The organism is Haematobacter missouriensis, assembly GCF_000740775.1.
Classification (GTDB): Bacteria; Pseudomonadota; Alphaproteobacteria; order Rhodobacterales; family Rhodobacteraceae; genus Haematobacter; species Haematobacter missouriensis.
The window spans coordinates 1-24,766 of record NZ_JFGS01000035.1 but is presented as its reverse complement, the minus strand read 5'-3'; the positions used below and the strand labels follow the sequence as shown (position 1 = coordinate 24,766).

At 63.4% G+C, this 24,766-nt stretch carries 19 protein-coding genes and 1 pseudogene; 16 read left to right on the top strand and 4 right to left on the bottom strand.

Annotated elements, in window-relative coordinates:
* Nucleotides 1-137: 137 nt before the first annotated feature.
* From CG51_RS15945 to CG51_RS15865, 16 genes are all read left to right on the top strand, one after another.
* Nucleotides 138-1,778, top strand: a complete 1,641-nt coding sequence (locus tag CG51_RS15945) for a (2,3-dihydroxybenzoyl)adenylate synthase (protein ID WP_035746649.1) — start codon at nt 138-140, stop codon at nt 1,776-1,778.
* Nucleotides 1,775-2,011: a phosphopantetheine-binding protein gene (locus CG51_RS15940; protein ID WP_035746647.1), complete on the top strand. Its 237-nt coding sequence runs from the start codon at nt 1,775-1,777 to the stop codon at nt 2,009-2,011. Before CG51_RS15945 ends, CG51_RS15940 begins: the two co-directional genes overlap by 4 nt.
* 1 nt (nt 2,012) lies before the next feature.
* Entirely contained in the window at nt 2,013-5,897 is a 3,885-nt protein-coding gene (locus CG51_RS15935; protein WP_051930730.1) for a non-ribosomal peptide synthetase, read from the top strand.
* A gap of 566 nt (nt 5,898-6,463) precedes the next feature.
* A complete protein-coding gene (locus CG51_RS20800; RefSeq protein WP_233141210.1) occupies nt 6,464-6,883 on the top strand; it encodes a DEAD/DEAH box helicase family protein in 420 nt (139 codons plus the stop codon).
* 67 nt (nt 6,884-6,950) lie between these two features.
* Nucleotides 6,951-7,436, top strand: a complete 486-nt coding sequence (locus tag CG51_RS15920; RefSeq protein WP_035746639.1) for an SAM-dependent methyltransferase — start codon at nt 6,951-6,953, stop codon at nt 7,434-7,436.
* Nucleotides 7,409-8,440 (top strand): iron ABC transporter substrate-binding protein, encoded by a 1,032-nt coding sequence (locus CG51_RS15915; RefSeq protein ID WP_332888847.1) that lies wholly within the window; start codon nt 7,409-7,411, stop codon nt 8,438-8,440. The genes CG51_RS15920 and CG51_RS15915 overlap by 28 nt, the downstream gene beginning before the upstream one ends.
* Nucleotides 8,433-9,422, top strand: coding sequence for a FecCD family ABC transporter permease (locus CG51_RS15910; RefSeq protein ID WP_051930726.1), 990 nt, complete (start codon nt 8,433-8,435; stop codon nt 9,420-9,422). Before CG51_RS15915 ends, CG51_RS15910 begins: the two co-directional genes overlap by 8 nt.
* Nucleotides 9,419-10,186, top strand: coding sequence for an ABC transporter ATP-binding protein (locus CG51_RS15905; RefSeq protein WP_233141209.1), 768 nt, complete (start codon nt 9,419-9,421; stop codon nt 10,184-10,186). Before CG51_RS15910 ends, CG51_RS15905 begins: the two co-directional genes overlap by 4 nt.
* Nucleotides 10,187-10,912: 726 nt before the next feature.
* Nucleotides 10,913-11,782, top strand: coding sequence for a glyoxalase III HchA (gene hchA, locus CG51_RS15900; RefSeq protein WP_035746633.1), 870 nt, complete (start codon nt 10,913-10,915; stop codon nt 11,780-11,782).
* Between the two features lie 2 nt (nt 11,783-11,784).
* Nucleotides 11,785-12,504 (top strand): PA1136 family autoinducer-binding transcriptional regulator, encoded by a 720-nt coding sequence (locus tag CG51_RS15895; protein WP_035746631.1) that lies wholly within the window; start codon nt 11,785-11,787, stop codon nt 12,502-12,504.
* Between the two features lie 466 nt (nt 12,505-12,970).
* Entirely contained in the window at nt 12,971-14,524 is a 1,554-nt protein-coding gene (locus tag CG51_RS15890) for a class I adenylate-forming enzyme family protein (protein WP_035746629.1), read from the top strand.
* Between the two features lie 39 nt (nt 14,525-14,563).
* The gene (locus tag CG51_RS15885; RefSeq protein ID WP_035746628.1) at nt 14,564-15,778 is read left to right on the top strand and encodes an ABC transporter substrate-binding protein; all 1,215 of its coding nucleotides are present in this window, start codon (nt 14,564-14,566) and stop codon (nt 15,776-15,778) included.
* Nucleotides 15,779-16,442: 664 nt separating this feature from the next.
* Complete coding sequence (locus CG51_RS15880; protein ID WP_143412868.1) at nt 16,443-16,805, top strand: hypothetical protein; 363 nt, start codon at nt 16,443-16,445, stop codon at nt 16,803-16,805.
* 800 nt (nt 16,806-17,605) lie between these two features.
* A complete protein-coding gene (locus tag CG51_RS19275) occupies nt 17,606-18,355 on the top strand; it encodes a class I SAM-dependent methyltransferase (RefSeq protein ID WP_051930724.1) in 750 nt (249 codons plus the stop codon).
* The gene (locus tag CG51_RS15870) at nt 18,352-19,302 is read left to right on the top strand and encodes a LysR substrate-binding domain-containing protein (RefSeq protein WP_051930722.1); all 951 of its coding nucleotides are present in this window, start codon (nt 18,352-18,354) and stop codon (nt 19,300-19,302) included. The genes CG51_RS19275 and CG51_RS15870 overlap by 4 nt, the downstream gene beginning before the upstream one ends.
* Nucleotides 19,303-19,335: 33 nt before the next feature.
* Entirely contained in the window at nt 19,336-20,832 is a 1,497-nt protein-coding gene (locus CG51_RS15865; protein ID WP_035746625.1) for a fumarate hydratase, read from the top strand.
* Nucleotides 20,833-20,890: 58 nt separating this feature from the next.
* On the opposite strand, the gene CG51_RS15860 is transcribed toward CG51_RS15865, so the two are convergent.
* The 4 genes and pseudogenes from CG51_RS15860 to CG51_RS21180 all read right to left on the bottom strand — a co-directional run.
* A complete protein-coding gene (locus tag CG51_RS15860) occupies nt 20,891-22,213 on the bottom strand; it encodes a TRAP transporter large permease (protein ID WP_035746623.1) in 1,323 nt (440 codons plus the stop codon).
* Nucleotides 22,210-22,839 (bottom strand): TRAP transporter small permease, encoded by a 630-nt coding sequence (locus tag CG51_RS15855; protein WP_035746622.1) that lies wholly within the window; start codon nt 22,837-22,839, stop codon nt 22,210-22,212. The genes CG51_RS15860 and CG51_RS15855 overlap by 4 nt, the downstream gene beginning before the upstream one ends.
* A 55-nt stretch (nt 22,840-22,894) precedes the next feature.
* Nucleotides 22,895-23,905 (bottom strand): TRAP transporter substrate-binding protein, encoded by a 1,011-nt coding sequence (locus tag CG51_RS15850; protein ID WP_035746621.1) that lies wholly within the window; start codon nt 23,903-23,905, stop codon nt 22,895-22,897.
* A 474-nt stretch (nt 23,906-24,379) separates the two neighbouring features.
* Nucleotides 24,380-24,643 (bottom strand): annotated as a pseudogene (locus CG51_RS21180) (hypothetical protein); the annotation flags it as partial.
* Between the last annotated feature and the right edge of the window lie 123 nt (nt 24,644-24,766).

The window sequence follows — 24,766 nt, the reverse complement described above, 5'->3', positions numbered from 1 at the left end:
TCAAGGTCACATGCCATTGATCTTGCGTCCCCGCAATGCTGCAGAAGCGCCGCACGCGCAAAGTTGACTGTTTTTGTCTGGACGGTTATGCCGACCCAGACTGGGTCTGATGGCCACCCGAGGAGCAGGTATATCGCATGGTGCAATCCGACCAGAACGCGCCCCGCCAGATTTGGCCGCAGGACGTTGCCGCACGCTACCGCGAGAAGGGATATTGGTGCGGCGAAACGATGGGCGGCTTCCTGCGGAAGCGCGCGGCCAGCCACCCCGACCGCGTAGCCGTGGTGGATGGGGAGATACGCTGGACATATGGCGAGCTGCTTGCTCGGGCAGAGACGGCAGCGGCCGGATTCCTCGGGCTAGGGCTTATGCCGGGGGACCGGGTGATCGTGCAGATCCCGAATGTCGCGGGGTTCTTCCCGGCGGTCTTCGGGCTGTTTCTGGCGGGTCTTATCCCGGTCTATGCACTCCCCGCACATCGGCAGACCGAGCTGATCCACTTCGCCCGCCAGTCCCATGCCAAGGCGCTGGTGGTGGCGGAGCGGCTCGACGGGTTCGACTACCGGCCGCTGGCCAGCGTGGTGCAGGCCGAGGTTCCCGCACTTGCCCATGTGGTCGTCATCGGTGACGCGGGGCCGCATCTCGCCATGGACGCCCTGCCTCGCGAGGCGGTGGCACTCCCTGAGGTCGATCCCGCGGCCGTTGCCTTTCTCCAGATTTCCGGCGGCAGCACGGGCCTGTCCAAGCTCATCCCCCGGACACATGACGATTACATCTACAGCTTTCGCGCCAGCGCGGAGATCTGTGGGCTGGATGCCGACACGGTCTATCTGGCGGCGCTACCCGTGGCGCATAACTTCCCCATGAGCTCTCCGGGCGTTTTCGGTACCCTCTATGCCGGTGGACGGGTCGTGATGAGCCCGGACCCCAGCCCGCCCACCGCCTTCGCCCTCATCGAACGCGAGGGGGTGACGATCACCGGCCTTGTCCCGCCGCTGGCGCTGCTGTGGATACAGGCCGCGCCGGCAACGAAGCATGATCTGTCCAGCCTTAGGGTACTGGGCGTGGGTGGCGCGAAATTCCTCCCCGAAGCAGCGGCGCGGGTCCGTCCGGTGCTGGGTTGCACGCTGCAGCAGGTTTTCGGCATGGCGGAGGGCCTGGTGAACTACACCCGCCTCGACGATCCCGAGGAGATCATCGTCAACACGCAAGGTCGCCCCATCAGCCCGGATGACGAGATTCTGGTTCTCGATGACAACGGCAACCCCGTGCCGGACGGCGAGGCGGGGCATCTGCTGACCCGCGGACCCTACACGATCCGCGCCTATCACAACGAACCTGCCGCCAATGCCCGCAGCTTTACACCCGATGGGTTCTACCGCACGGGCGATATCGTGAAGCGGCTGCCGGGGGGCTATCTGGTGGTGCAGGGGCGGGCGGGCGATCACATCAACCGCGCAGGGGAGAAGATTTCCGCCGAGGAGATCGAGGATCACCTGCTGGCGCATCCGCAGATCTTCGACGCGGCGGTGGTTTCGATCCCCGACGCCTATCTGGGGGAGCGCAGCTGCGCCTTTGTCATTCCCGCGGGGGAGGAGCGCCCGAAGGCCGCCGGAGTGCGCGCCTTCATGCGTTCGAGGGGTGTTGCCGATTTCAAGGTGCCCGATCAGGTGGTCTTCGTAACCGCGTTCGAAGCGACTGCCGTCGGCAAGGTCAGCCGCAAGGCGTTGCGTGCGGCCTTACGCGCCAAATATCTGAATGGAGAGAAGACCGCATGACCCTGACCTTGGACCGGATGCGCAAGGACATCGCGGACGTGCTCTATGTCGATCCATCCGAGATCGGCGACGATGACAATCTGCCCGATCTGGGGCTGGATTCCATGCGGCTGATGACACTTATCCTCGGCTGGGAGCAGGCCGGGCTGACTGCGGATTTCGGAGCACTCGCCGAATACGATACGCTGGGCGGATGGTGGACTGTCATCAACGAGCATCGGGCCGCCCAGTAACATGACTGACCAGAGCCCCCTGTCGCCGCCCGTCTCGGGGCAAGGTTTTCCGCTGACCGAAGCGCAGGAAGGGCTATGGTACACTCAGGCGCTCGACCTGACAAACCCGATCCTCAACACGGGGCAATATCTGGAGCTGAACGGGGCGCTTGACCTTGAAGCGTTTCGCACAGCCGTCGCGCGTACGATCCGGGAAACGGAGGCGTTGCATCTGCGGTTCCGGGCAACGCCGGAGGGGCCGGTGCAGTGGCGACACAGCGAGGGGCCTGCGCTGACGATCGTGGACCTCACCCATCGCCCGAATGCCGAAACCGAGGCGCTGGCGCTGATGAAGGCCGACAGCGACAGGCCGCTGAACCTCGCGCAGGAGCCGGTCGCGGCCTTCACGCTGTTTCTTCTTCCGGGGGGGAGGCACCTCCTTTACGAACGGATTCATCACCTCGCCATTGATGGCTACGGCATGGTGCTGGTGACGAACCGCATTGGAGAGCATTATTCAGCGCTGGTGGCCGGGGCGCCGCCGCCCGTGGCCTTTCCCGCGCTCGCCCGTGCGCTGGAGGAGGATGCGGACTACCGGAATTCGCCGCGCCGGGAGGCTGACCGCGGCTGGTGGCGGCAGACCCTTGCCGATCTGCCGGAAGTGGCCGGCCCTGCCCCGGGGCGTGCTGTTTCGGCGCACACGTTCCTGCGCCACAGCCGTTGGCTCCCAGACACCCTTCAGCAGGATCTGACCGCGTTTGCCGCACGCCATCGGCTGACATGGCCCGATGTGCTAACGGGGCTTGCCGGCGCCTATCTGGCGCGATGGTCCGAAGGGGAGGCCATGCTGGGCGTGCCATTCATGGCCCGCATGGGCAGCAAGGCCGCCCGGCTGCCCTGCATGGTGATGAACGTCCTGCCCCTGCGCCTGACGCCCGATGAGGACGCGCCGCTGCCGGACTGGCTGACCGACGTGGCGAAGCAACTCATGCAGTCGCGGCGCCACGGACGCTACCGGAGTGAGCAGTTGCGTCGGGATCTGGGGCTCATCGGCGGCACCCGGCGGCTTTACGGGCCGCTGGTGAACGTGCAGCCCTTTGACCTGCCGCCGGTCTTTGCCGGGTTGGAGGTGGGCCTGCACATTCTTGGCGCGGGCGCGGTGGATGATATCACGATGACATTCCGGGGGGACGCTCGTTCAGGCCTGCTGTTCGAGATCGACGCCAACCCCGATCTTTACACCGCCGATGAGATAGCCGCCCATTCCGCCCGGATGGTCGCGTTCCTGCAGAACGCCCTTGTCGCCGAACGGCTCGCGGATGTCGCCACGGCCTCGCCGGAGGAAATCGCCCTCCATGACGCCCGCGCCGAAGACGTGCGGACCCCGGTGCCGGAAACGACGCTCTCCGCGCTCATCGAGAGGCAGATGGCGGCGACGCCCCATGCGCCCGCGATCACTGCCGGCACCGATACACTGACCTATGCGGAGCTGAAGCGTCGCAGCGATGCTCTCGCCGCGGAACTCGGGCGCCGGGGCGCCGGGCCGGAACGGATCGTGGCGGTGGCTCTGGAGCGGTCTGCCGAACTTCCCGTGGCGCTGGTCGGCGTGTTGCGCGCCGGAGCCGCCTATCTGCCGCTCGATCTCGACCATCCCCCGGAACGGATCGCGCGCATCCTGAGGATGGCGGCACCCGTCGTTGTGCTGACCACGGCGGAGAGGGCGGGTCTGTTTCCGGCGGGAACGCCGCTCCTGCTGGTTTCCGACTGGCCGGAGCAGGGGGACGCGCCGCAGATCGATATCTCCGCGAGCAATATGACTTATGTCATATTCACCTCCGGCTCTACGGGTGAGCCGAAGGGTGTGGTGATAGAGCATCGGGCCATCGTGAACCGGCTGCTCTGGATGCGGACGCAGTATGGGATCGCGCCAGACGACCGGATCCTTCAGAAAACGCCCGCGACTTTCGACGTCTCGGTTTGGGAGTTCTTCCTGCCGCTGATCGCCGGTGCGGAGCTTGTCATGGCGCCACCCGGTGCACATCGGGATCCCTCGGCCATCGCGGCTGCGATCCGGGAACATGGGATTACCACGCTGCATTTCGTGCCATCCATGCTGTCGTCCTTCCTTGCGGTGCCGGCCTCGGAAGGCCTGTCGTTGCGCCGGGTCTTCTGTTCCGGCGAAGAACTGACCGCAGACCAGCGCGACCGTTTTCACCGGCGTATTTCGGCAGAACTGCACAACCTCTATGGGCCGACAGAGGCGGCGGTGGACGTGAGCTACTGGCCCGCGCCAGCAGAGGACCGCAGCAACCCGCTGCCGATCGGTTTCCCGGTCTGGAATACCCGGCTCGACGTTCTGGACGACCGGATGCGCCCCGTGCCGCCGGGCCTTGCCGGGCATCTCTATCTGGGCGGGGCGCAGCTCGCGCGCGGTTATCTCGGCCGCCGCGACCTGACCGATGCCCGGTTCGTCGCCGATCCGGCCCATCCGGGCGAGCGGCTCTATGCAACCGGAGACCTCGCACGCCTCCGGCCGGACGGGGCAGTCGTCTATCTGGGTCGCTCGGATCATCAGGTGAAGGTCCGGGGTCTCAGGATCGAACTGGGCGAGATCGAAGCGGCGATCATGGCGACCGGCCTTGCGCGCGAAACCGTTGTCGTTGCGCGCGAGGATCATGCAGGAGAGAAACGGCTGGTCGCCTATCTCGTGCCCACGGAAGGTTACAGGCGGGGCGCGCTTTCGCCCCTGTTGGCCGCGCGCCTGCCCGCTTACATGCTGCCCTCCGCCGAAGTGCCGCTCGACGCGCTTCCCGTCACCTCCAACGGCAAGCTCGACCGCAAGAGCCTGCCCGCACCGACGTTCGTGGCGGCCGGCCGCACCGCGCAAACGCCCACGGAAGCCCTTCTGGCCACTCTCTTCGCGGAGGTTCTGCATCTCTCCGACCCCGTCGCGGCTGAGGCCGATTTCTTTGCCTTGGGCGGGGATTCCCTGCTGGCCGTCCGTCTCGTCCTGCGGATCGAGGAGGAGACCGGCCGCGAATGCGGGCTGGGCACACTCTTTGAACATCCGGTGCTTTCCTCTTTTGCCACCGCGCTGGATGCTGCACGGCCTCGGGATGACGGCCTTGGCATGACCCTGTTGCTGGCCGATGGCGACAGGGAGAAGGCGCCGCTGTTCTTGATCCATCCCGCGGGCGGCATCGTCTGGGGCTACCGTGCGCTTGTCCGGCAGATCGCGCCGGAACGACAGGTCTGGGGGCTTCAGCATCCCGGCCTTGACCCCGACAAGCCCATGCCGGAGAGCCTTGCGGCGCTGGCCCGTCGCTATGCTCACCTTGTGGCGGAGGTCCAGCCGGACGGTCCGGTGCATCTGGCAGGCTGGTCAGTCGGGGGCCTCATCGCACAGGAAATGGCCGTTGCGCTGACGCAGATGGGGCGCGAGCCGGGGCTGGTCGCGCTTCTCGACAGCTATCCGGCGGATTGCTGGCGTGATGAGCCGGACCCCGATCCCGTGGTGGCGCTCCGCGCGCTTCTGGCCATCGCGGGCTACGACCCGGACGCCCATCCGGAGCTCGCCACCCGCGAAGCCGTCGTCGCCTTTCTCCGCGCGGGGGATACCGCGCTCGGCAACCTACCGGAGCGGACGCTCGACGGCGTGGTGCGCGTAGTGACGGATACCAACCGGCTTGTCCGCAATCATTACCACAGTCCCATGCCCGCGACCCTGACCCACATCCGCGCCGCGCGGGACCATGCCGGCAAACCGCTGAGATCCGAGATGTGGCAAGCCTATGCCGAGCCGCTCGATCTGCTCAATGTGCCCTGCCTGCACGCGCAGATGACCTCGCCCGAGATATCGGCCCTGATCGGTCCTGAACTTGTCTGCCGGATGCGCAAGTTCGACTGATCGTCGGGAAGGCGCGCCGCGGATTTCCCCGGAAAGGGGCTTGCGCGTCGCTTGGGTGATCTGTTGAAGCACGCCGCTTCATGCCGCCTGTTCCCCGGCACCGTCGAAATGGGTCACAAATGCGCCCGGCCTGCGGGAAAGAACTGCCCCCGGCGCGCGCATGGTCCCATGTCGCTCGCGGCGGTGCCATTCGCCGAGTGCGAGCGGTCTCCGCTTTCGCTGGTCTTCAAGCTGCTGCGATGCCTGGCGCGGGGTGTCCCACTTGAAATTCATGAGCGGATATGTTCCTTCGATACATAACGCTGCTGGGATGCGCGCGGGGGGAAAGGGCGTGTGGACATCCGGTATGTCACATCGGGCCGGGATACTGGAAACCAGGCGCGCCTTGGCCCCTGGCAAGGAGTACGCTGTGGTTGAGGGGATCCGGATGGTCGGCTCCGTAGGGGCCGTGACCGAAGGAACGGCGGGGAAGGCGGGAGACAGTGTTGCGGCTCCTCCGCGGCCTGGTCCGCATGCCCTGCATGAACCGAGACAGCGGGCTTTCGGGTTATTGCCGGGAGGCCGGGATGCCGCAGCAGGTCGGGTTTGCGGGCCAGGCCGGTTTGGCTGTCGCGCGGGGGCTGATCCTCAACAGGCTGCGCAAGCAGGCGGCGGCAAGGCGCGGGCTGACGAAAGTCATCGGCAAGTCCTGTGCGGCGGGCCTGCCGGCGGGTTCGCGGCATCGCCCGGAATGGGGTGGTGCCTTTCTCCGTTTCGCCGCCAACGCGGCGGGCCTCTGGCTGCCGACATCGAGCTCGGGCCCGGCCCCGCGACGTCTGTCATGCTCTCTGCCGACGAATCGCACCGCGGGCGAGCAGCCCATGAAACGTGTTGCGCGCAACGTCCTGCGAGGCGCCGCGGTGGAGATCATCACCGGTGCCGTCACCGGCCATGTGCGGGCAGAGACGGGGCGGTCATTGCCGCCGCGATCACCAACGAGGCGGTGACGGAACTGGGCTTCGCCTTCGGCCAGGCCGCCGCCCTGGCAAATGCCTCTGAGCTGATGGGGCGTTGATGACAGATATGCAGACCGACCCGCTCCGCCCGCATGAGGAGAGCGTGGCGCTGCCCGACCGTTTCGACGCGGGCCTGTGGTTCATTGGACGGATCCGCACGCCGTGGACCAGCCGGGCGGAATGTCCCAAGCGGGGCGATGCCGAAAGCGGTCCGGCCTGCCGGATCGAGCTCGACCCCCGCTGGACCGCGGCGCTGGAAGGAGTCGCGCGACATGAGAAGGTGCAGGTTCTCTACTGGATGCATCTTTCGCGGCGTGACGCTGTGCGGCAGAACCCGCATTGCGCCGACGGTTCCATCGGTACCTTCGCTATCCGTTCCCCGCTGCGGCCCAACCCCATCGCCTCCTCGGTGGTGCGGCTCATGGGGGTGGAGGGGACCATTCTTACCGTGCGCGGTCTTGACTGCGTGGACGGCACGCCGCTGATCGACCTCAAACCCGAATTCGGAGCCCTCTGGTGCGATACTTCTCCGCAGTCTCGCTGATGGGGGCGGCGCTTGCCGCGCTCATCGCCCTTCCCGCCGCCGCCCTCGACGGCCGAACCGTCACCGATGCGACCGGGCGCGAGATCATGGTGCCCGTCCAACCGGAGCGGGTGTTCGCCGCAGGGCCGCCCGCCGCGACGCTCCTCTACACGCTGAAGCCGGAGGCGATGGTGGGCTGGGTCCGCGCGCCGAAAAAGGGCGATATGCCCTTCCTGCGGTCGGAGGTGGCGGCCCTGCCCGAACTCGGCCGGCTGACCGGCAGGGGGGACACGCTGAACCTCGAAGTGCTGCTGGCCGCCAGGCCCGACCTGATCTTCGACTACGGCACGGTGAACGATACCTACAAGGACCTCGCCGCCCGCGTGCAGGATCAGGCGGGCGTGCCCTATATCCTGATCGACGGCTCCTTCGCGCGGCTTCCGCAGTCGATCCGGCAGCTGGGCGATGTGCTTGCCGTACGCGAGCGGGCGGAAGCGCTTGCCACCTATGCGGAAGGGACATTCGAGGATCTGGACAGGTTGCTGGCGGAGATCCCCGAGGATCACCGCCCCTCTGTCTATCTCGCCCGCGGACCGGAGGGGCTGGAAACCGCCGTTCGCGGCTCCATCAACGCCGAGATCATCGAACGCGTCGGCGGCCGCAACGTCGCCACCGGAGAGACCGGGAACCTTGCCACCGTCAGCCCCGAGCAGGTGCAGGCCTGGGCGCCGGAGGTGATCATTACCATCGACCCCGGTTTCGCGGCCAAGGTCGGCACCATGCCCGAATGGCGGGGTGTCCCGGCGGTGGCGAACGGCCATGTCTATCTTGCCCCCGCGCAGCCCTTCGGTTTCATCGACGCGCCGCCGTCGGTGAACCGGCTGATCGGGCTGAAATGGCTGGCCCATAAGCTGTACCCGGATCAGGCCACCGGGAATCTGCATGCCGATGTCGTGGATTTCTATCGGCTCTTCTACGGCGTGACGCTCGACGGCGCGATGACTTCGGCGCTTCTGGGTGAGTGAGCGCGGGCTCGTTCCCCTGCTGGTGGTTGGGGTAATCGCGGCGCTGCTGGCCGGTGTGGTGATCGGTCCCTATCCGTTGTCGCTGCGCCAGATCCTGCTGGGATTGGCGGGCGGCGGCGATGTTCAGGCCAGCACCGTGCTCTGGAATATCCGCCTGCCGCGCGTGCTTGCGGCGGCGTTGGTCGGCGCGGCGCTGGCGGCGGCGGGCGCGGCCTATCAGACCGCGTTTCGCAACCCGCTGGTGTCGCCGGACATCCTGGGCGTCTCGGCCGGCGCGGGGTTCGGCGCCGTTCTGGGTATCCTTCTGGGCCTGCCTGTGATGGCGATCCAAATGGCGGGCTTTGCCGGCGGGCTTGTCACCGTGGCCTTGGTCGTGTTGCTCGCGCTGTCGCTCCGGGGCGGGGGACAGGTGCTCATCATGGTGCTGTGCGGCATCGCGTTGGGGGCGCTGGCGGGGGCGGGTATCTCGTTGGTGAAGCTGCTTGCCGACCCGGAGCAGCAACTACCCGCCATCACCTTCTGGTTGATGGGAAGCCTCGCCGGGGCGAAGCGCGCCGATGTCGCGGCTGCTCTGCCCGCGATCCTGTGCGGGCTTGCGCCCCTTATCCTGCTGCGCTGGCGGATCGGGCTTCTGGCGCTCGGCGATGATGAGGCCCGGTCGATGGGGGTGGAGGCGGCGCGTCTGCGCCTACTGGTGATAGTCAGCGCCACGCTGATGACCTCTGCCGCCGTGGCGCTGGCGGGGGTGATCGGCTGGGTCGGGCTGATGGTGCCGCATATGGCGCGGCTGCTGACCGGGCCACGGTTCGACCGGCTGCTGCCCGCCGCCACGTTGATCGGCGCGGGGTTCATGGTGCTCGTTGACGTCGCCGCCCGCTCCATTGCGCTGATCGAGGTGCCGCTGGGGATTCTGACCGCCGTGCTGGGCGCGCCGATCTTCGTCTGGTTGCTCGCACGGGGGGCACGGGGGTGGGTGGAGTGAACCCTCTGGTGCAGGCCCGCGCTCTGATCGTGGGCCATCGTGGCAAGCCGGTGCTGAGCGGCATCGACCTCACGCTGGAGGCCGGGCAGATCCTCTGCCTGCTCGGTCCCAACGGCGCGGGAAAGACCACGCTCTTCCGGACCCTGCTGGGCCTTCTGCCGCCGCTCGCGGGCGAGGTGCTGCTGGAGGGGCACTCCCTCCGCCATCTGCCGCGCGCGCAGATCGCCGCTGCGCTGGCCCATGTGCCGCAGGCGCTGACCACACCCTTTGCTTTCTGCGCGCTGGATCTGGTGCTCATGGGGGCCGCCGCCCGGCTCAGTTCGTTCGCCCGCCCCGGCCCGGTGGAGGAGGCGCGCGCCATGGAGGCCATGGCGGCCCTCGGCATCGCCGATCTGGCCATGTCGGAGATCACCCGCCTCTCCGGCGGCCAGCGGCAGATGGTGCTCATCGCTCGCGCGCTTGCGCAAGGGGCGCGCGCCGTCGTGATGGATGAACCTACTGCCAGCCTGGACATCGCCAACCGCATCCGCGTGGTTCGGGCGATCCGTGATTTGGCTGGGCGCGGCGTGGCGGTGATCCTTTCCACCCATGACCCCGACCAGGCTGCGGCGCTCGGTGATCAAGCCATTCTGGTGGGGAGGGGCAGCGTGGTTGCCAGCGGCAGTATCGCGGAGGTGATGACCCCGGCTCATCTCTCCGTCCTCTACGGCGTCCCCCTTCGGCGCGAAACGCTCTCCGACGGCAGCCTGCACTTTTGTGACTGATCTTAGCTGCAGGGGGTTGAGAGGAAGGTGGCCGTGGTTTCCGGGAAAGCAGGGAAGGGCTGAGCCATCTGCGCGTCCGGTTGCCAAGATAGTTTGTTGGTCAAAATATCTCCTCGGGGCCTTCTGAATCATAGCCAGAAAACCAACGGGCTGTGAACCTCAGGACGCGATTTCTCACCTTGCAGAAGATGCTGCCTGAAGGGCCGTTTCGTTTCCAGCTTTCGCAGGCTGCTGAAAAAGTCCTGAAGTGTCATGCTATGTGCGAGAAATCGGAAGATCAGGCCGGAAATATATGGATTTCCGGCTGGATTTCGTCAAATGGCGAACGATTTCCACTACAATACAGGCCAAAAAGCGTTTTCAGCAACCTGCTAGGGAAAGAGGCCGAACCGGCTTCGAGAAATCCAGAATGTACACACCCGCATATAATGGGCGGCAACGTGATCCGAGACATGGCCAGCTCGCAATGCCAAGAGGGGTGAGGAGCAAGCATGAGCCTTCTACGCTGGGCTCTTGGCCTTCCCGAGATTGATAAGCGGATGATCCCGCAAGGCAGGGGTGGCGCTGGTTGAGGCAGGGCTGCGATACTCATTCGCCTGCTCCGGGACATTTCATCGGCGATCATATGGTGTTGGGGGCATGCGGTATAAGAACGCCGGATTGAGGGAAATCCCGCATTTCAATCGAGTCAGGACTTCTTATCTTGGTTGTCGAAGGAGACCGACGATGACCATTTTTCCCCTGAGCAAAGAACCACAACCGGACGAGGCGGAGTTCAACGCCTTCTTTCCATCGAAGTTCTCGCTGTCGCAATTCACCAGCGCAAAGAGCGATCTGGAAGGGGCAGACTATCCCCAACCTTATACGGGCAGGGGTCGCATCCTCATGATCGGCACCGACGAACGCTACCTGAAGATGGAGAACGGCACGCTGTTCTCGACGGGCAACCATCCTGTCGAAACGCTGTTGCCGATGTACCACCTGCACAAGGCGGGATTCGAGTTCGACATCGCGACCGTTTCAGGCAACCCGGTGAAGTTCGAATTCTGGGCGATGCCTAAGGAAGATGAGGCCATCACCTCCCTGCATGAAGCCTATCTGGAGCAGTTCCAGAAGCCGATGAAGCTGTCGGACGTGGTTGCCGGGCTGGGAGCGGACAGCGATTATGTTGCGGTGTTCATTCCCGGTGGCCATGGCCCGCTGGCGGGGTTGCCCTTCAGTGAGGAAGTCGGCGATGTGCTTCGCTGGGCGCTCGATCAGGATCGTCATATCATCTCGATCTGCCACGGTCCGGCGGCGCTGCTTGCCTGCACCCCAAAGATCGACGGCGAGGCATTTCCCTTTGCGGGTTACACGATCACCGCCTTCCCGGACGCTTCGGACCGCATGACCCCGGAGATCGGCTACATGCCCGGCCATCTGACTTGGCATTTCGGCGAAAAGCTGAAAACGCTGGGAGTGACGATCGCCAACACTGATCCCGACAAGTCCACGCACAAGGATCGTAAGCTGCTGACCGGGGCCAGCCCATTCGCTGCGAACGAACTGGGCAAGCTGGCGGCGGAAACGCTGCTTGCCGATGTGACGGCGCCCTGATCATGAGCGGGTCGGCGCTGGCGCGGACAGCTGCAACGGTCGCCACGATCGAGAACAGTGATGACATGGCCACGGTCTGTCGTTCCGTTCGCGTGTTTGCCGGCCCGCTCGGCTATGATCGGTTCGTTCTCTACACCCCCCCGCCTCCCGGCGCGGGGGTCGTTGAACAGTTGCTATGGTTGGAGGGCAACTGGTTCGGCAACGGGGAAGCGGTGACGCCGGACGCCTATATAGCGCGCTGCCCGGTTAACCGGCATGTGCTGGAAACCGATCACCCGTTCTTCTGGATCAAGACGGGCGAAGGACAGCGGGAAACATATCGTGTTGTCGCCCGCCCCTATGGAGCCGGGATCAAGGGATTGCAGGTGCCGATCTTCGGCCATGCCGGCCTGATCGGGGCCATGAGCTTCGGCGGCCTTACCATCGACAGCAGTGTCGAGACTCGCTTGGCGTTGTCGTTGATCGCCCCCGCGACGTTGCACGCGGCCCTTCGCTTGGCCGGTTCGGCATCGTCATCCACTGTCCCGAGTCTCTCGGAGCGGGAATTGGAGGTCATTCGCTGGATTGCCTCGGGACGTCGACAAGCCGATGTGGCGTTGCTGCTCGGTCTGTCGGAGCGCACGATCGAAAACCATCTCCGGCGTATCCGGCATCGTTTGGCCGTCAGCACTACAGCGCAGGCCGTACAAGTTCTCGCCCGGTCAGGAGCGATCGACGCATAACGGCTCTCGGAAAACGGACCTCCCCCGGGAGGGCGCCGACAGTGATGCTATGACCGCTGCGGCACGGCATCTGTGTGCCGAGGCCCGTCCGCAACGCAACGCGAAAGCGGTCACGTGGAAGCCTATTGCGGTCGGGTTCGGATCCGGCGAGCCCCGTCTTGGAAAAGTAGATCACGAACCTGCCGGTGAGAACCCACGCAGGGGCTGTGCACAAGCTCGAATACCATGCCATGCGGCTCCCGGTTCATCGGTCATGCGCTCGTCAAGGATCGGCGTGCGGTATGCGTTACCTGATCGTCGCTATGCCGTGCGGTGGAACGCGCGCGAAAACCCAAAACGTGTCCGCCGCACTACAGGAGCAGCGAGAGACCCATCTCCCTTTCCAATAAACTTACGCGAAGGCCGTCTGAAGTACTATTATCTTAACGGGACGAACGGACGGGGAGGTCGCTTCGTGTCGGAAAGGATGAGGCTCCGGAGGGAGGCGCATTTCGGCAACCGTGTGATCCGGTGCTTTGCGGAAAGACCGGCGTCGGTCGTTGCCAAGCTGATGGAGACTTTTGCGCGCCACTCTGAGCGAGAGGCCGTGGTCGATGGCTATCGTCGACTGACCTATGGGCAGCTTGACGCGCGGATCGCCGCTGCCGCCGGGCTTTTGCAGGCCAGAGGGCTGCGCGCTGGAGACCGTCTAGGCGTCGTGGTGCCGAATCGGGCGGAATTTGTAATCACCGTTCTGGCGATCATGCGCCTCGGGGCGATCCCGGTGCCGATGAACGTCCGCGAGGCAGCCCCCGAGATCGGATTCATCCTTGACGATTGCAGCGCTTCGGGCCTGATCTACGATCCGGCCTGCGATGCGGCGGACCGCGTTGCCGGGACCCTCGGCACATCGTCCTGGTCGCTGACCATCGGTGAGATCTGGGAGGCCCCCGCCGCAGGAGCGGCCTGGGATGCGCCAGCCCAGCTGGACGAAGATGCGACGGCCTGCATCGTCTACACCTCTGGGACCACCGGCAGACCCAAGGGCGCGATGCTGAGCGGTCTGGGCGTGCTGCACTCCATGCTGCACTACGAGGCCCACCTCGGCCTGACGTGCGAGGATACAGCGCTACTCGTCGTGCCGGCCACCCATATCACTGGTCTCATAGGATTGGTGATGGCCGCGCTCGGGGTCGGGGCGAAGCTGGTGATGATGGAGCAGTTCAACACCGCGGAATTTGTGCGCATCGCTGCCGTCGAAGCAATGAGCTACACCATCCTCGTTCCGGCGATGTACAACCTTCTGCTGCTGCGGGAGGACCTGTCGGCGCACGCCCTCTCGCACTGGCGTATCGGCGCCTATGGCGGCGCGGTCATGCCGGTGGCGAGCATCGCCAAGCTTGCGCAACTGCTGCCCGGGCTGAATCTTGTCAATGCCTATGGCGCAACAGAGACGACCTCACCCACCACCCTTATGCCGCTTGGTGCCGAGCCTGCACTGTTCGACACGATCGGAAAGCCGGTCGCCTGTGCGGAAGTGCTCATCATGGATGACGACGGGCGCGAATGCCCGCTCGGAAAGATCGGGGAATTGTGGATTCGCGGCCCGATGGTCGTGCCGGGTTACTGGAACCGGCCAGTGGAAAACGCGAAGGATTTCACCGCAGGTTACTGGCATTCGGGCGACATCGGCGAGGTGACGCCCGAGGGTTATCTGCGTATCCATGATCGGCGCAAGGATCTGGTCAATCGGGGTGGCTACAAGATTTTCAGCGCCGAGGTCGAGCATGTGCTGATGGCCCATCCCGACGTGATCGAGGCCGCTGTCGTCGGCCGACCCGATCCTGTGCTTGGTGAGCGGGTGCATGCCTTCATCGTTGCCGAACGCCAGGGGCTGTCGTCCGAGACGTTGCGGGCGTTCTGTGCCCGCGAGCTTGCCGACTACAAGGTGCCGGAAACCTTCACGTTGACGTCAGCAGCTTTGCCGCGCAACGCCAACGGCAAAATACTGAAACGTCAACTCAAGGAGATGCTCTCGTGACGACCGGGGAGAGCGGCGCGGGGCAAGGGGGTAGGAGACATGAAGCGCAGTGACCTGTTGGCGGCCGCGGCAATCGCGCTCGGCCTTGCGGGGGGGAGTGCGGCGCCCATATGGGCCGCCGGAGACAGGATCGTCATCGGGGTGCTGGGCGACCACAGCTCCGCCTATGCGGACATCGGCGGGCCGAAGCTTGTCGAGGCCGTCAAGATGGCGGCCGAGGAGGCCGGGGGGGAGGTCGGAGGGCGGAAGATCGAGGTGATCTGGGCGGATAGTCAACTGAAGCCGGATGTTGCGGCCTCCATCACCCGCAAGTGGTTCGAAGCGGACGGCGTGGATGTGGTTGTCGATCTACCCTCCACGGCTATGGCGCTCTCCGTCGGCCAGTTGGCAGAGGAGTTCGACAAGGTCGCCTTGCTGACATCGGCGGGAGGGTCCAACCTGACGAACAAGGACTGCCGACCCAACTCGGTGCACTGGACCTACGACACTTACGGGATCGCCCATTCCATCGGCCGCGCACTGGCTGAAAGCGGCAAGAAGAAGTGGTTCTTCATCACGGCAGACTACGCTTTCGGTACACAGCTTGAGAACGACGCGACCGCCGTACTGAAGGAAACTGGTGGGGAAGTCGTGGGCTCCGTCCGCGCACCGCTCAACACGGTGGATTTCTCCTCCTTCCTGCTGCAGGCGCAGGCTTCAGGAGCGGATGTCATCGCGCTGGCCAACGCGGGGTCCGATGCTGTGAACGCGATCAAGCAGGCGAACGAATTCGGTCTTGGTCAGGCGGGTCAACAGGTTGCGGCCATGGTGCTGATGGACAACGACATCAAGTCGATCGGGCTCGAGCTCGCCCAGAATATTCGCTACGCAACCGCTTTCGACTGGACCCTGACCGAAGAAAGCCGCGCCTTTGCCGACGCCTTCCGCGCGCGGACCGGCACCAATCCGAACATGAACATGGCTGGCAGCTATTCGGCGGTGAAGCACTATCTGAAGGCGGTCGACAAGGCCGGCACGGTCGAAGCGGGGCCGGTGCTTCAGGCCATGCGTGACCTTCCGGTGCATGACGCGTTCACGCCCAACGGCACCCTGCGGATCGACGGCCGGATGGTGCATGACATGTATCTCATGCGGGTCAAATCACCGACAGAGTCGCAGAGCGCCTGGGATCTTGCGACAATGGAGACTGTTGTCCCCGGCGATGTGGCATTCCGAAGCCTTGCCGAAAGCGAATGTCCCCTCGTGAAGAAATGACGGACCGGCCTCGGCCGCAACTAGTGCGATCAGCCGGATGGGAGCGAGCCAGATGAAGGCGTCGGCGCCGGTCAGACCGGCGTCGAGATCAAGGTGGTGTGGGGACGGAGATGGGCGGCCGGCCCCTCGGTGACGCCGAACGGTGAAAACCATATCGGACTTTCCAGACAGCACTGGCTAGATCGCGAACGCACCTTCCGTCGCGAACCTGATCTGGTCGTCGAAGCGGGTCAGATGTCCGGAGGGCATTGCCAACTTGTTAGGGATGCCTATCCACCAGAGCCATCCCGAGCAATTTGGCAATGCCTCGCGAGGCCTTCGACGCATGGAAGACCGCAGCCGGTCCCGACTGAAATCCGAAAGATCCCCAGCATTTTTCAACGAATCTCTGTTAACAACACCGATATAACGCCGTCTTGCCCTATTCCCCGGGCCATTTTATGCCGCGGCGTCTATCTCCACCGGCATGGGCACCCAAGGTTGCGGATAGGCGTCGTCTTGGCCACTCCGGCGCTGCGGGAGCTGATTGAGATCTTCTTCATAGAGGAGATAGAAACCTATTTTATTACGGCGCCTTGAGTGATCCATGGGATAGGCATCCGCCGGTCGCGGGTATGAACTGAAGGTTCACCTTGCCCGCGCCTCCCTCGCCGCGATGGCCGAATTGCGCGCAGTTGATCCGCGGGCACGGTTTCTCACCGCGGAGCCGTTGATCGCGGTTCATCACGACCCGGCGCAGCTCCGGCCCTATTGGGAGGCTCGGGGTCATCATGAGGCGCAGTTTCAGGCATTCGACCTGTTGTCGGGTCGTCTTTGGCCTCAGATCGGCGGCGCGCTGGAGTTTCTCGACCTGGTGGGCGTCAACTACTACTGCAACAACCAGTGGATCCATGCAGGCCCCGTCATCGACGTCGATCACCCGGCGTATCGTCCGCTTTCGGACCTGCTGTTCGACGTTTCCGCGCGTTATGACCGTCCGATCGTGGTGGCGGAGACCGGAACCGAGGGCAATCGGCGCGGTCCATGATGCCGTTATGTACGGGAGAAGGTTGTCCGGGCGCGGCAGAGAGGAATTCCGGTGGAGGGCGTATGTTTTTACCCCATTGCCGATCACAAGGGTTGGGACGACGAGCGCATCTGTCCGAATGAACTTCTTGGATATCGCCGCAGACAAGGGAGGAGGGAAGTGAACACTCCTTTCATGCGACAGATTGAAAAGGAGTGGACCGTTTAACAGTCTTATTGGGCTGGAACATCGCGCCGCTTCGGGATCGCGGAGGTCTCGGGAAATGGGATGCCATCCTCATAGGATTGCTGGAAGCGTTGCCGATGGAGTTTCGCAACGGGTGGTGCAGGAGCCGGGCTGCTGTTCGGCACGTAGAGGCCCAAGTGTTATCGGAAGACCCTCGTTCAGGGCCGAGCGGCGCACGCTGCAACACTTCTTCCGCCACAGATGCCGCGAACCGGCAGCGCACCTCAGCCGCTGGCGGGAGGAAGGGGGGCAATGCCTTCCCGGGCGGTTCTCCGGCGGTCCCGGGCAAGCTCGGGTTGCTCATGCCAGAGGTGTGGCGGACGGTAGGCACCGGAGGACGCCGCTCAGACGCGGGGCTTCCGCAACACCGCTACATCGCTGACAATTGTCGTACTGGCAACGCTTTGCCAAAGGGCGGCGCGCTGCTTCCATAGGCCTGAAGTGAGTGCGGGACAGGCCGATCATGGCAAGCGTATGGTGGCACAGCCATAACATTATGATATACACGGGCCACAATCACTCTATTTGATGTTTGTCTGCAACCGTGATCCGGTGAGCCAGCATCTGGGAAGAACATGTTCGAGCTCGAAACCGACCACGCCGCCGCCCTCACTGACAGCCCCCTGCGAAGGACTAGCGCGGATACGCTGTCGGTACTGACCTCGGCATTTGCTGATCACGGCGTACGGTCCGTTCTGGACATTGGCTGTGGCGACGGTACTCTCACGGCGGCGCTCGACGGACGCGGGTTCGACGTGGCGGGCATCGACCCCTCGGCGGACGCATTGGAACGGGCTCGTCAACGACTGCCGGGGGCGGAGTTTCATTGCGCTCCCGCTGAAGCGCTGCCCGGGTCCATGGGCCAGTTCGATGCCGCCTGTTTCGTCAATTCACTGCATCATGTCTCTCCCGATCGGATGCAGGACGCGCTGATGGGCGCAATCTCGACAATCCGTTCCAAAGGCATTCTGCTTGTGATCGAACCTCTCGCGCAGGGCAGTTTTTTTCGGGCCATGCGCCCGATCGAGGATGAAACACGGATCCGGGCTCAGGCCGCAAGCGCGGTGGAAACGCTGATTTCCGAGGATAAGGCGATTCTGCGCGATTTGCGCCGCTGGAACCGCGAAAACCACTTCACTGGATTGCCTGATTTCATCGGCTATCTGGCGCGGGTGCTGCCCGAAAGGGCAGAAATCGCCCGCAGGAACGAAGCCGCGCTGGCGCGCGCGTGGCGCGACAATATCCATAGTGTCGGCGGTATGGCGGTATTGATACAGCCGATGGTCTGCTGGACACTGACGGCAAATCGGATGTCGCAGCGATGATCGACCTTCGGCAACTTCGCTATTTTGTAGCGATTGTAGAGCAAGGCTCACTGTCGCGGGCGGGAAATTTCCTTCATGTTGCCCAACCCGCGCTCTCGCGTCACGTCCTGAATATGGAGGCGGATCTGGGGGCGACGTTGCTTTTCCGCACGCCGAGTGGGGTCGAGCCGACGGAGGCGGGCCGAATTCTCTTGCGCCATGCCCGTATTATGCTGGACCAGCTTACCGTAGCCGAAGAGGAAATCCGCGGCCATCTGAATGATCCCGAAGGGGAGGTGCGGCTGGGAGTGCCGGGTACAATCGGCCAGATTCTGGCTGTTCCCCTCATCACGGCAGTGCATCTCCGCTATCCGAAAATCAAGCTGCGCATCGCCGAGGCGATGAGTGGATTCATTCTGGAATGGCTGCGGGACGAAAGGATCGATCTAGCGGTCCTTTACGGTCAGGCTGCGGAACACGGCATTCACACGGAACAACTTCTGGCGGAGGGGCTTCAGTTCTTCGGACCAGCGGATGGATTGCGCTCTGAACAGTTTCCTCCCCCCGGCAGTGATCTTTCCTTTGGCCGGGTGGCCGAACTCCCCTTGATCCTTCCCGACAAGGGCCACGGGTTGCGCGACCTTCTGGACCAGCATGCCAAAGCGGCCGCAGTCGAGCTGAATACGATTATTGACGTAGATTCATACAGTAATATCAAGGCATTGGTTGCGGAAGGCCTCGGATACTCCGTTCTTCCCCGGAACGCCATAACGGCCGAGGTGGGGGAAGGAAGGCTGCGCAGCTGGACCATTTCCGGGCCACAGGTGGTAAGGCATATCTATCTCGCCCACTCCACGAACCGGCCGATGACCAATGCCGTCTCCGTTGTTCTGGCGCTGGCGCGTGAAACACTGCGCGATCTGGCGCGCACCGGTCGCTGGATCGGTGCCCAAGTGATCGACCGCTAGCGATACATTGCCAGCAAATCTTGGGTGGGAGACATGACAGCCATCAGCGAGCGCCACGTGATCGACAGTGTCGCCGACGCGCTTCATTTCATAAGCTATTATCATCCGCAGGATTTCATCCGGGCGCTTTCCGCTGCGTGGCAGACGGAGGAAAGCCCGGCTGCCCGCGATGCGATGACGCAGATCCTGGTCAATTCCCGTATGGCCGCAATCGGGCACCGGCCGATCTGTCAGGATACCGGCGTTGCCAACATCACCGCACGGATCGGGGTGAAGGCGCGGCTCGACTGGGACCGGCCCTTGCAGGAGATCGTCGATGACGCCGTGCGTCGCGCTTATTTGGCGGATGAAAATCCGCTGCGGGCCTCTGTCGTGGCCGATCCTTTCGGGCGGCGGGCCAATACGCGGGACAATGCGCCGGCGATGCTGCATGTCGAGATGGTGGCCGGCGACCGGGTCGAATTCGATGTCTCCGCCAAGGGAGGCGGGTCTGAGAACAAGACGAAATTCGCGGTGCTGAACCCCTCTGCTTCGGTGGCCGACTGGGTCGTCGAAACGGTGGAGAAAATGGGGGCGGGCTGGTGTCCGCCGGGCATTCTGGGCATCGGTATCGGCGGCAGCGTGGACAAGGCGATGGTGATGGCCAAGCAGTCGCTGAACGAGCCGATCGATGCCACGGAGCTGCGCGCCCGGGGCGCCTCCACGGCGGAGGAGGAACTCCGCCTGGAGCTGATCGACCGGATCAACGCCCTCGGCATCGGGGCGCAGGGTTTGGGAGGGATGACCACCGTTCTCGACGTGAAGGTGCGCAGCTTCCCGACACATGCGGCCTCTCTGCCTGTGGCACTGGTGCCGAACTGCGCGGCGACCCGGCATGTCCATTTCGCGTTGGATGGCAGCGGACCGGCACGCCTGTCTCCGCCCGACTTGTCGGACTGGCCGGATCTCGATTTCCGCGATGCGTGGAAAGACGCCCGCCGTGTCGATCTGGACGGGCTGACCCGCTCCGATATCGCCACCTGGAAGCCGGGGGAATCGCTGCTGCTATCGGGGCATCTCCTGACCGGGCGCGATGCTGCGCACCGGCGGATCGAACAGATGATGGCCGTGGGTCAACCGCTGCCGGTCGAGTTCCGCGACAGGGCGATCTACTACGTCGGTCCCGTCGATCCGGTTCGCGACGAGGTGGTGGGACCGGCTGGCCCCACGACATCGACAAGGATGGATCGCTACAGCGACATGATGCTCGACGCGCTCGGTGTGTCGGTGATGATCGGCAAGGCAGAGCGAGGCGATGCAACGGTTGAGGCGATTGCCCGGAACGGCGCCGCCTATCTGATTGCGGTTGGGGGCGCGGCCTATCTGGTATCGCAGGCAATACGCGAGGCACGCGTCGTGGCCTTCGACGATCTTGGAATGGAGGCGATCCACGAATTCGTCGTGCGCGACATGCCTGTGACGGTTGCGGTCGATGCCCGCGGCGATGCGGTTCACCGCAGCGGGCCGCTGCGATGGCGCAGACAGGCTTGAGCCATAGACGAAAAAAGGGCCGCTACCGCGGCCCTTTTGCTTGCCTGCAGCTTCCGCTTCAGAACCCGAGCAGGTTCGGCAGCACCATGGTGACCGCCGGCACATAGGTGATCAGCGCAAGGAATATCAGTGCCGTAACCAGCCAGGGCACAACCGCCACCGACACTGCCGTCAGCCCTAGACGCGATATCGCTGAGCCGACATAGAGGTTGAGACCAACAGGTGGCGTACACAACCCGATCTCCATGTTGACCACCATCATGATGCCGAAATGCACGGGATCGATGCCGAGCTTCACGGCGACGGGAAACAGGATGGGCGCCATGATCAGAACGATCGCGGAAGGCTCCATCACCATGCCTACCAGCAGCAGCAGGATGTTCACCACCAGCAGGAAACCGACCCAGCCAAGACCGAGGTCCACGATCCAGGCGGACATTGCCTGCGGGATCTGCTCGGAGGTCAGGATGAAGGCGAACATCACGGCGTTGGTGATGATGTAGAGCAGCATCGCCGACATCGCGGCCGAATTCAGCAGCACCCGCGGCACGTCGCGCAGTTTGATGTCCTTGTAAACGAAGACCGCGATGAAGAAGGCATAGACGGCGCTGACCCCTGCGGCTTCCGTCGGCGTGAAGATGCCGCCATAGATGCCGCCCATGATGATGACGATCAGCATCAGGCCCCAGATGGACTCGCGGAACGCCTTCCACCTTTCCCGGTAGGATGTGCGCGGAAGGCGGGGGTAGTTTTTCGTCCGCGCGCGCCAATAGGTCGTGACGCCCAGCATCATGGCGAGGATCAGCCCCGGAACGACGCCCGCAATGAACATCTCGCCGATGGATGCCGAGGCGACGCTTTCGCCATTCGGCCCGGTCACGATCATCCCCGATGTCGCCACCGAATACATCACCATGACGATTGAGGGCGGGATCAGGATGCCGAGCCCGCCGGCGGTCGCGACGGGAGCCACGGCAAATTCCCGCGGGTAGCCCATCTTGACCATGGCCGGCACCATGATGGAGCCTACCGCCATCACCGTTGCAGGCGACGAGCCCGAAATAGCCGCGAACAGCGCACAGGCCAGCACGGAGGCCAGCGCCATTCCGCCATGCCAGTGTCCCACCAGCGAAGTTGCGAAGCGGATCATGCGTCGCGCCACGCCGCCATGCGTCAGGAAATTGCCTGCGAGGATGAAGAACGGGATCGCCATGATCTCGAACTTCTCGATCCCCGTGAACAGCTTCAGCGCGATGCTGTCCATCGGGATGCTGGTGAAGCCGAAGAGAAAGGTGAATACCGTCAGGCCGAGCGCGATAGAGACCGGCATGCCGGTGATGAGCAGGATCGTCAGGATCAGAAAGATGATGATCGCGGTCACGCCTTGCCCTCCGCGGCGATATCGGCATTCTCTTCGATGCCTTCGATTTCTCCTATGTCGTGATGCGCGATGTATCCGGTGGTCAGATACAGACGCAGTGCCTGAATGAAGCGGAAGCACATCAGCGCCGACCCGAGCGGCACGGCCAGATAGACGAGCCACATCTTGATCTCCAGGTCTGCGGAGATCTGGCCGCCGAGATAGGTATGCCAGACGAATTTCGTTCCGATCCAGGTTACGATCGCGGTGAAAAGGATGCCGCCGGACATGGCTATGATGGTCATTATCTTCTTGCTGCGACCCTCCAGCTTGTTCACCAGAAGATCGACGCCGACGTGGATGCCGATTCTGACGCCATAAGCAGCGCCGAACTTCGCCATCCAGACGAAAAGATAGATGCAGGCTTCCTGCGCCCAGGTGAGCTTCAGCGAGTTTATCCACCTGAAGGAAGACCGTGCCATAGCCTGCAGGGTCTCCATGTCATTGGCGCGGGCCCAGCCGACCAGATCGGCCGCGATACCCAGAGAGAAACGGTGAACGACGGCAACGAAGATCAGGATGACGGCCAGGGCCATCAACACCGAGATCAGGATTTCTTCGAAGCGGTCGAGGATGCGCAATAGCATGGCAAACCTCTTTGAATGGGGGGGCGCGACCTGCGCCCCCGGCCTGATATCCGGCTTATTCGATACCCAGAGCGCTGTAAGTCTGCTTGATCAGATCGGCGCCAATGCGGTTTGACATCTTCTCATGCACGGGTTGGAGAACCTCGAACCACTCGGCTCGCTCATCCTCGGTCATGTCATGGAACTGCGTCGTTCCCGCATCACGCATGGCCTGCAGCGCCGTGGCGTTCTCGTTCTCCGCAATGTCGTTGGCATAGATCGTGGCCTCTGCCATCGCCTTGTCCAGTTCGCCGCGCACATCGTCCGGGATCCCCTCCCAGAACGCCTTGTTCACGATGACCGCATAGCCAATATAGCCATGGTTCGACACGGTCGCGTATTTCTGCACCTCGTTCACCCGCTGTGTATAGGTGTTCGAGGGCGTATTTTCGGTGCCATCGACAACGCCGGTCTGCAGGCCCTGATAGACCTCGGAGAAAGCCATCACCTGAGGCACGGCACCAAGCGCCTCGAACTGCGCTTCGAGGATCTTTGAGGATTGGATGCGCATCTTCAGGCCCAGGAAGTCATCGGGCGTCACGACGGGGGAATTCGCGGTCATGATCTTGAAGCCATTGTCCCAGTAGGCCAGCCCCTTGATGCCTTTGGCATCCAGTTTGGACATAAGATTTTGTCCCACATCACCCTCGGTGATCTTGCGAAGGTCTGCGCGGTCCTTGAACAGCATTGGCAGATCGAACAGCTCGAACTCCGGCACGCCGAGGGGGCCGAACTTGGCCAGCGACGGTGCCAGCATCTGGACGGCTCCCATCTGCAGGGCCTCCAGCTCCTCCTTGTCCTTGTAGAGTTGGCTGTTGGGGTAGATTTCTACCTTCACGCGGCCGTCCGTATACTTCTCGGCCAGCTCCTTGAACCGCTCGGCCCCTTTGCCCTTGGGGGTGTCGGGTGCGACGACATGGCTGAACTTGATGGTGATCTGATCCTGAGCCGTGGCCGGCAGCACTGACCAAAGCGCAAGTGTCGCAGCAACGCCGGTGGCGATTGCCACGTTACGAAAATCAAGCATTTCTATCCTCCCCATAAGACCAGCGGCACTACGGCGATCCTCGGAAAACCGGACCACTCTGGCCGTCCAACATGAACCCACCGCCTCTTCCTTCGGTGGACCCAGTCATTTCGCGAACTTGCAGGGTTGAAGAGGATATATCAAATATATGTTACTTCTGATAGCAATAACATTTGAGCATACCAAGCACGGGCCGGGAGCGGGAACGGTACCAACCACCTGTCCTCAGTTCCGAGAGCAACGGCATGGTGTTCATCCCGCCCGTCTTTCGGCTGGGTGCAGCGCTACTTTGGTGAAGTAGAGCGGCAGGCAATGCCTAGGCGGCAGGCAATGCCTAGGTTGTGTTGAAAAAGGGATTCCGCTGGCCCGCGTCCTGTGTTTCAAGATCCACTCTAGGTGGGAGATGATCTTGGCTCGCAACCTGATGAACCACGCCGAGGTTGCGCCAGACAGGCAGGAGCGTGTACCGTCGAAAGCGATGATCATCGCTTCCTCCGCCTCGGACAGAACCGTCGAGCGCGGTTCCGATGGGGCGGTCTTCATATCCTCGACCGTTGCGCGCTTGCGCCACTTCGCAACGGTCTTGGGGTTGATGCCGTCCTGCGCGGCGATTGATCCACTGATCAATCCCTTATCGCTTGGACCCCAAGCTCAGCTGCGCGAGCGAAGCTTGCGATCGGCTCGTATTGCTCGGACAGCGTGCGTGGTCGTGGCGCTTCCATGACGAACTTGTCCCATAGGGCTTCCTTCCATTCCAATGAATGGATCGCTTCATCAAATCGTGGGATCAAACACCTAGCAGCGAAAGGAGAGGTGGTCCGGGAATTTTGACCAGTTTGCCGCTCAGCTAAGCTATAGCAT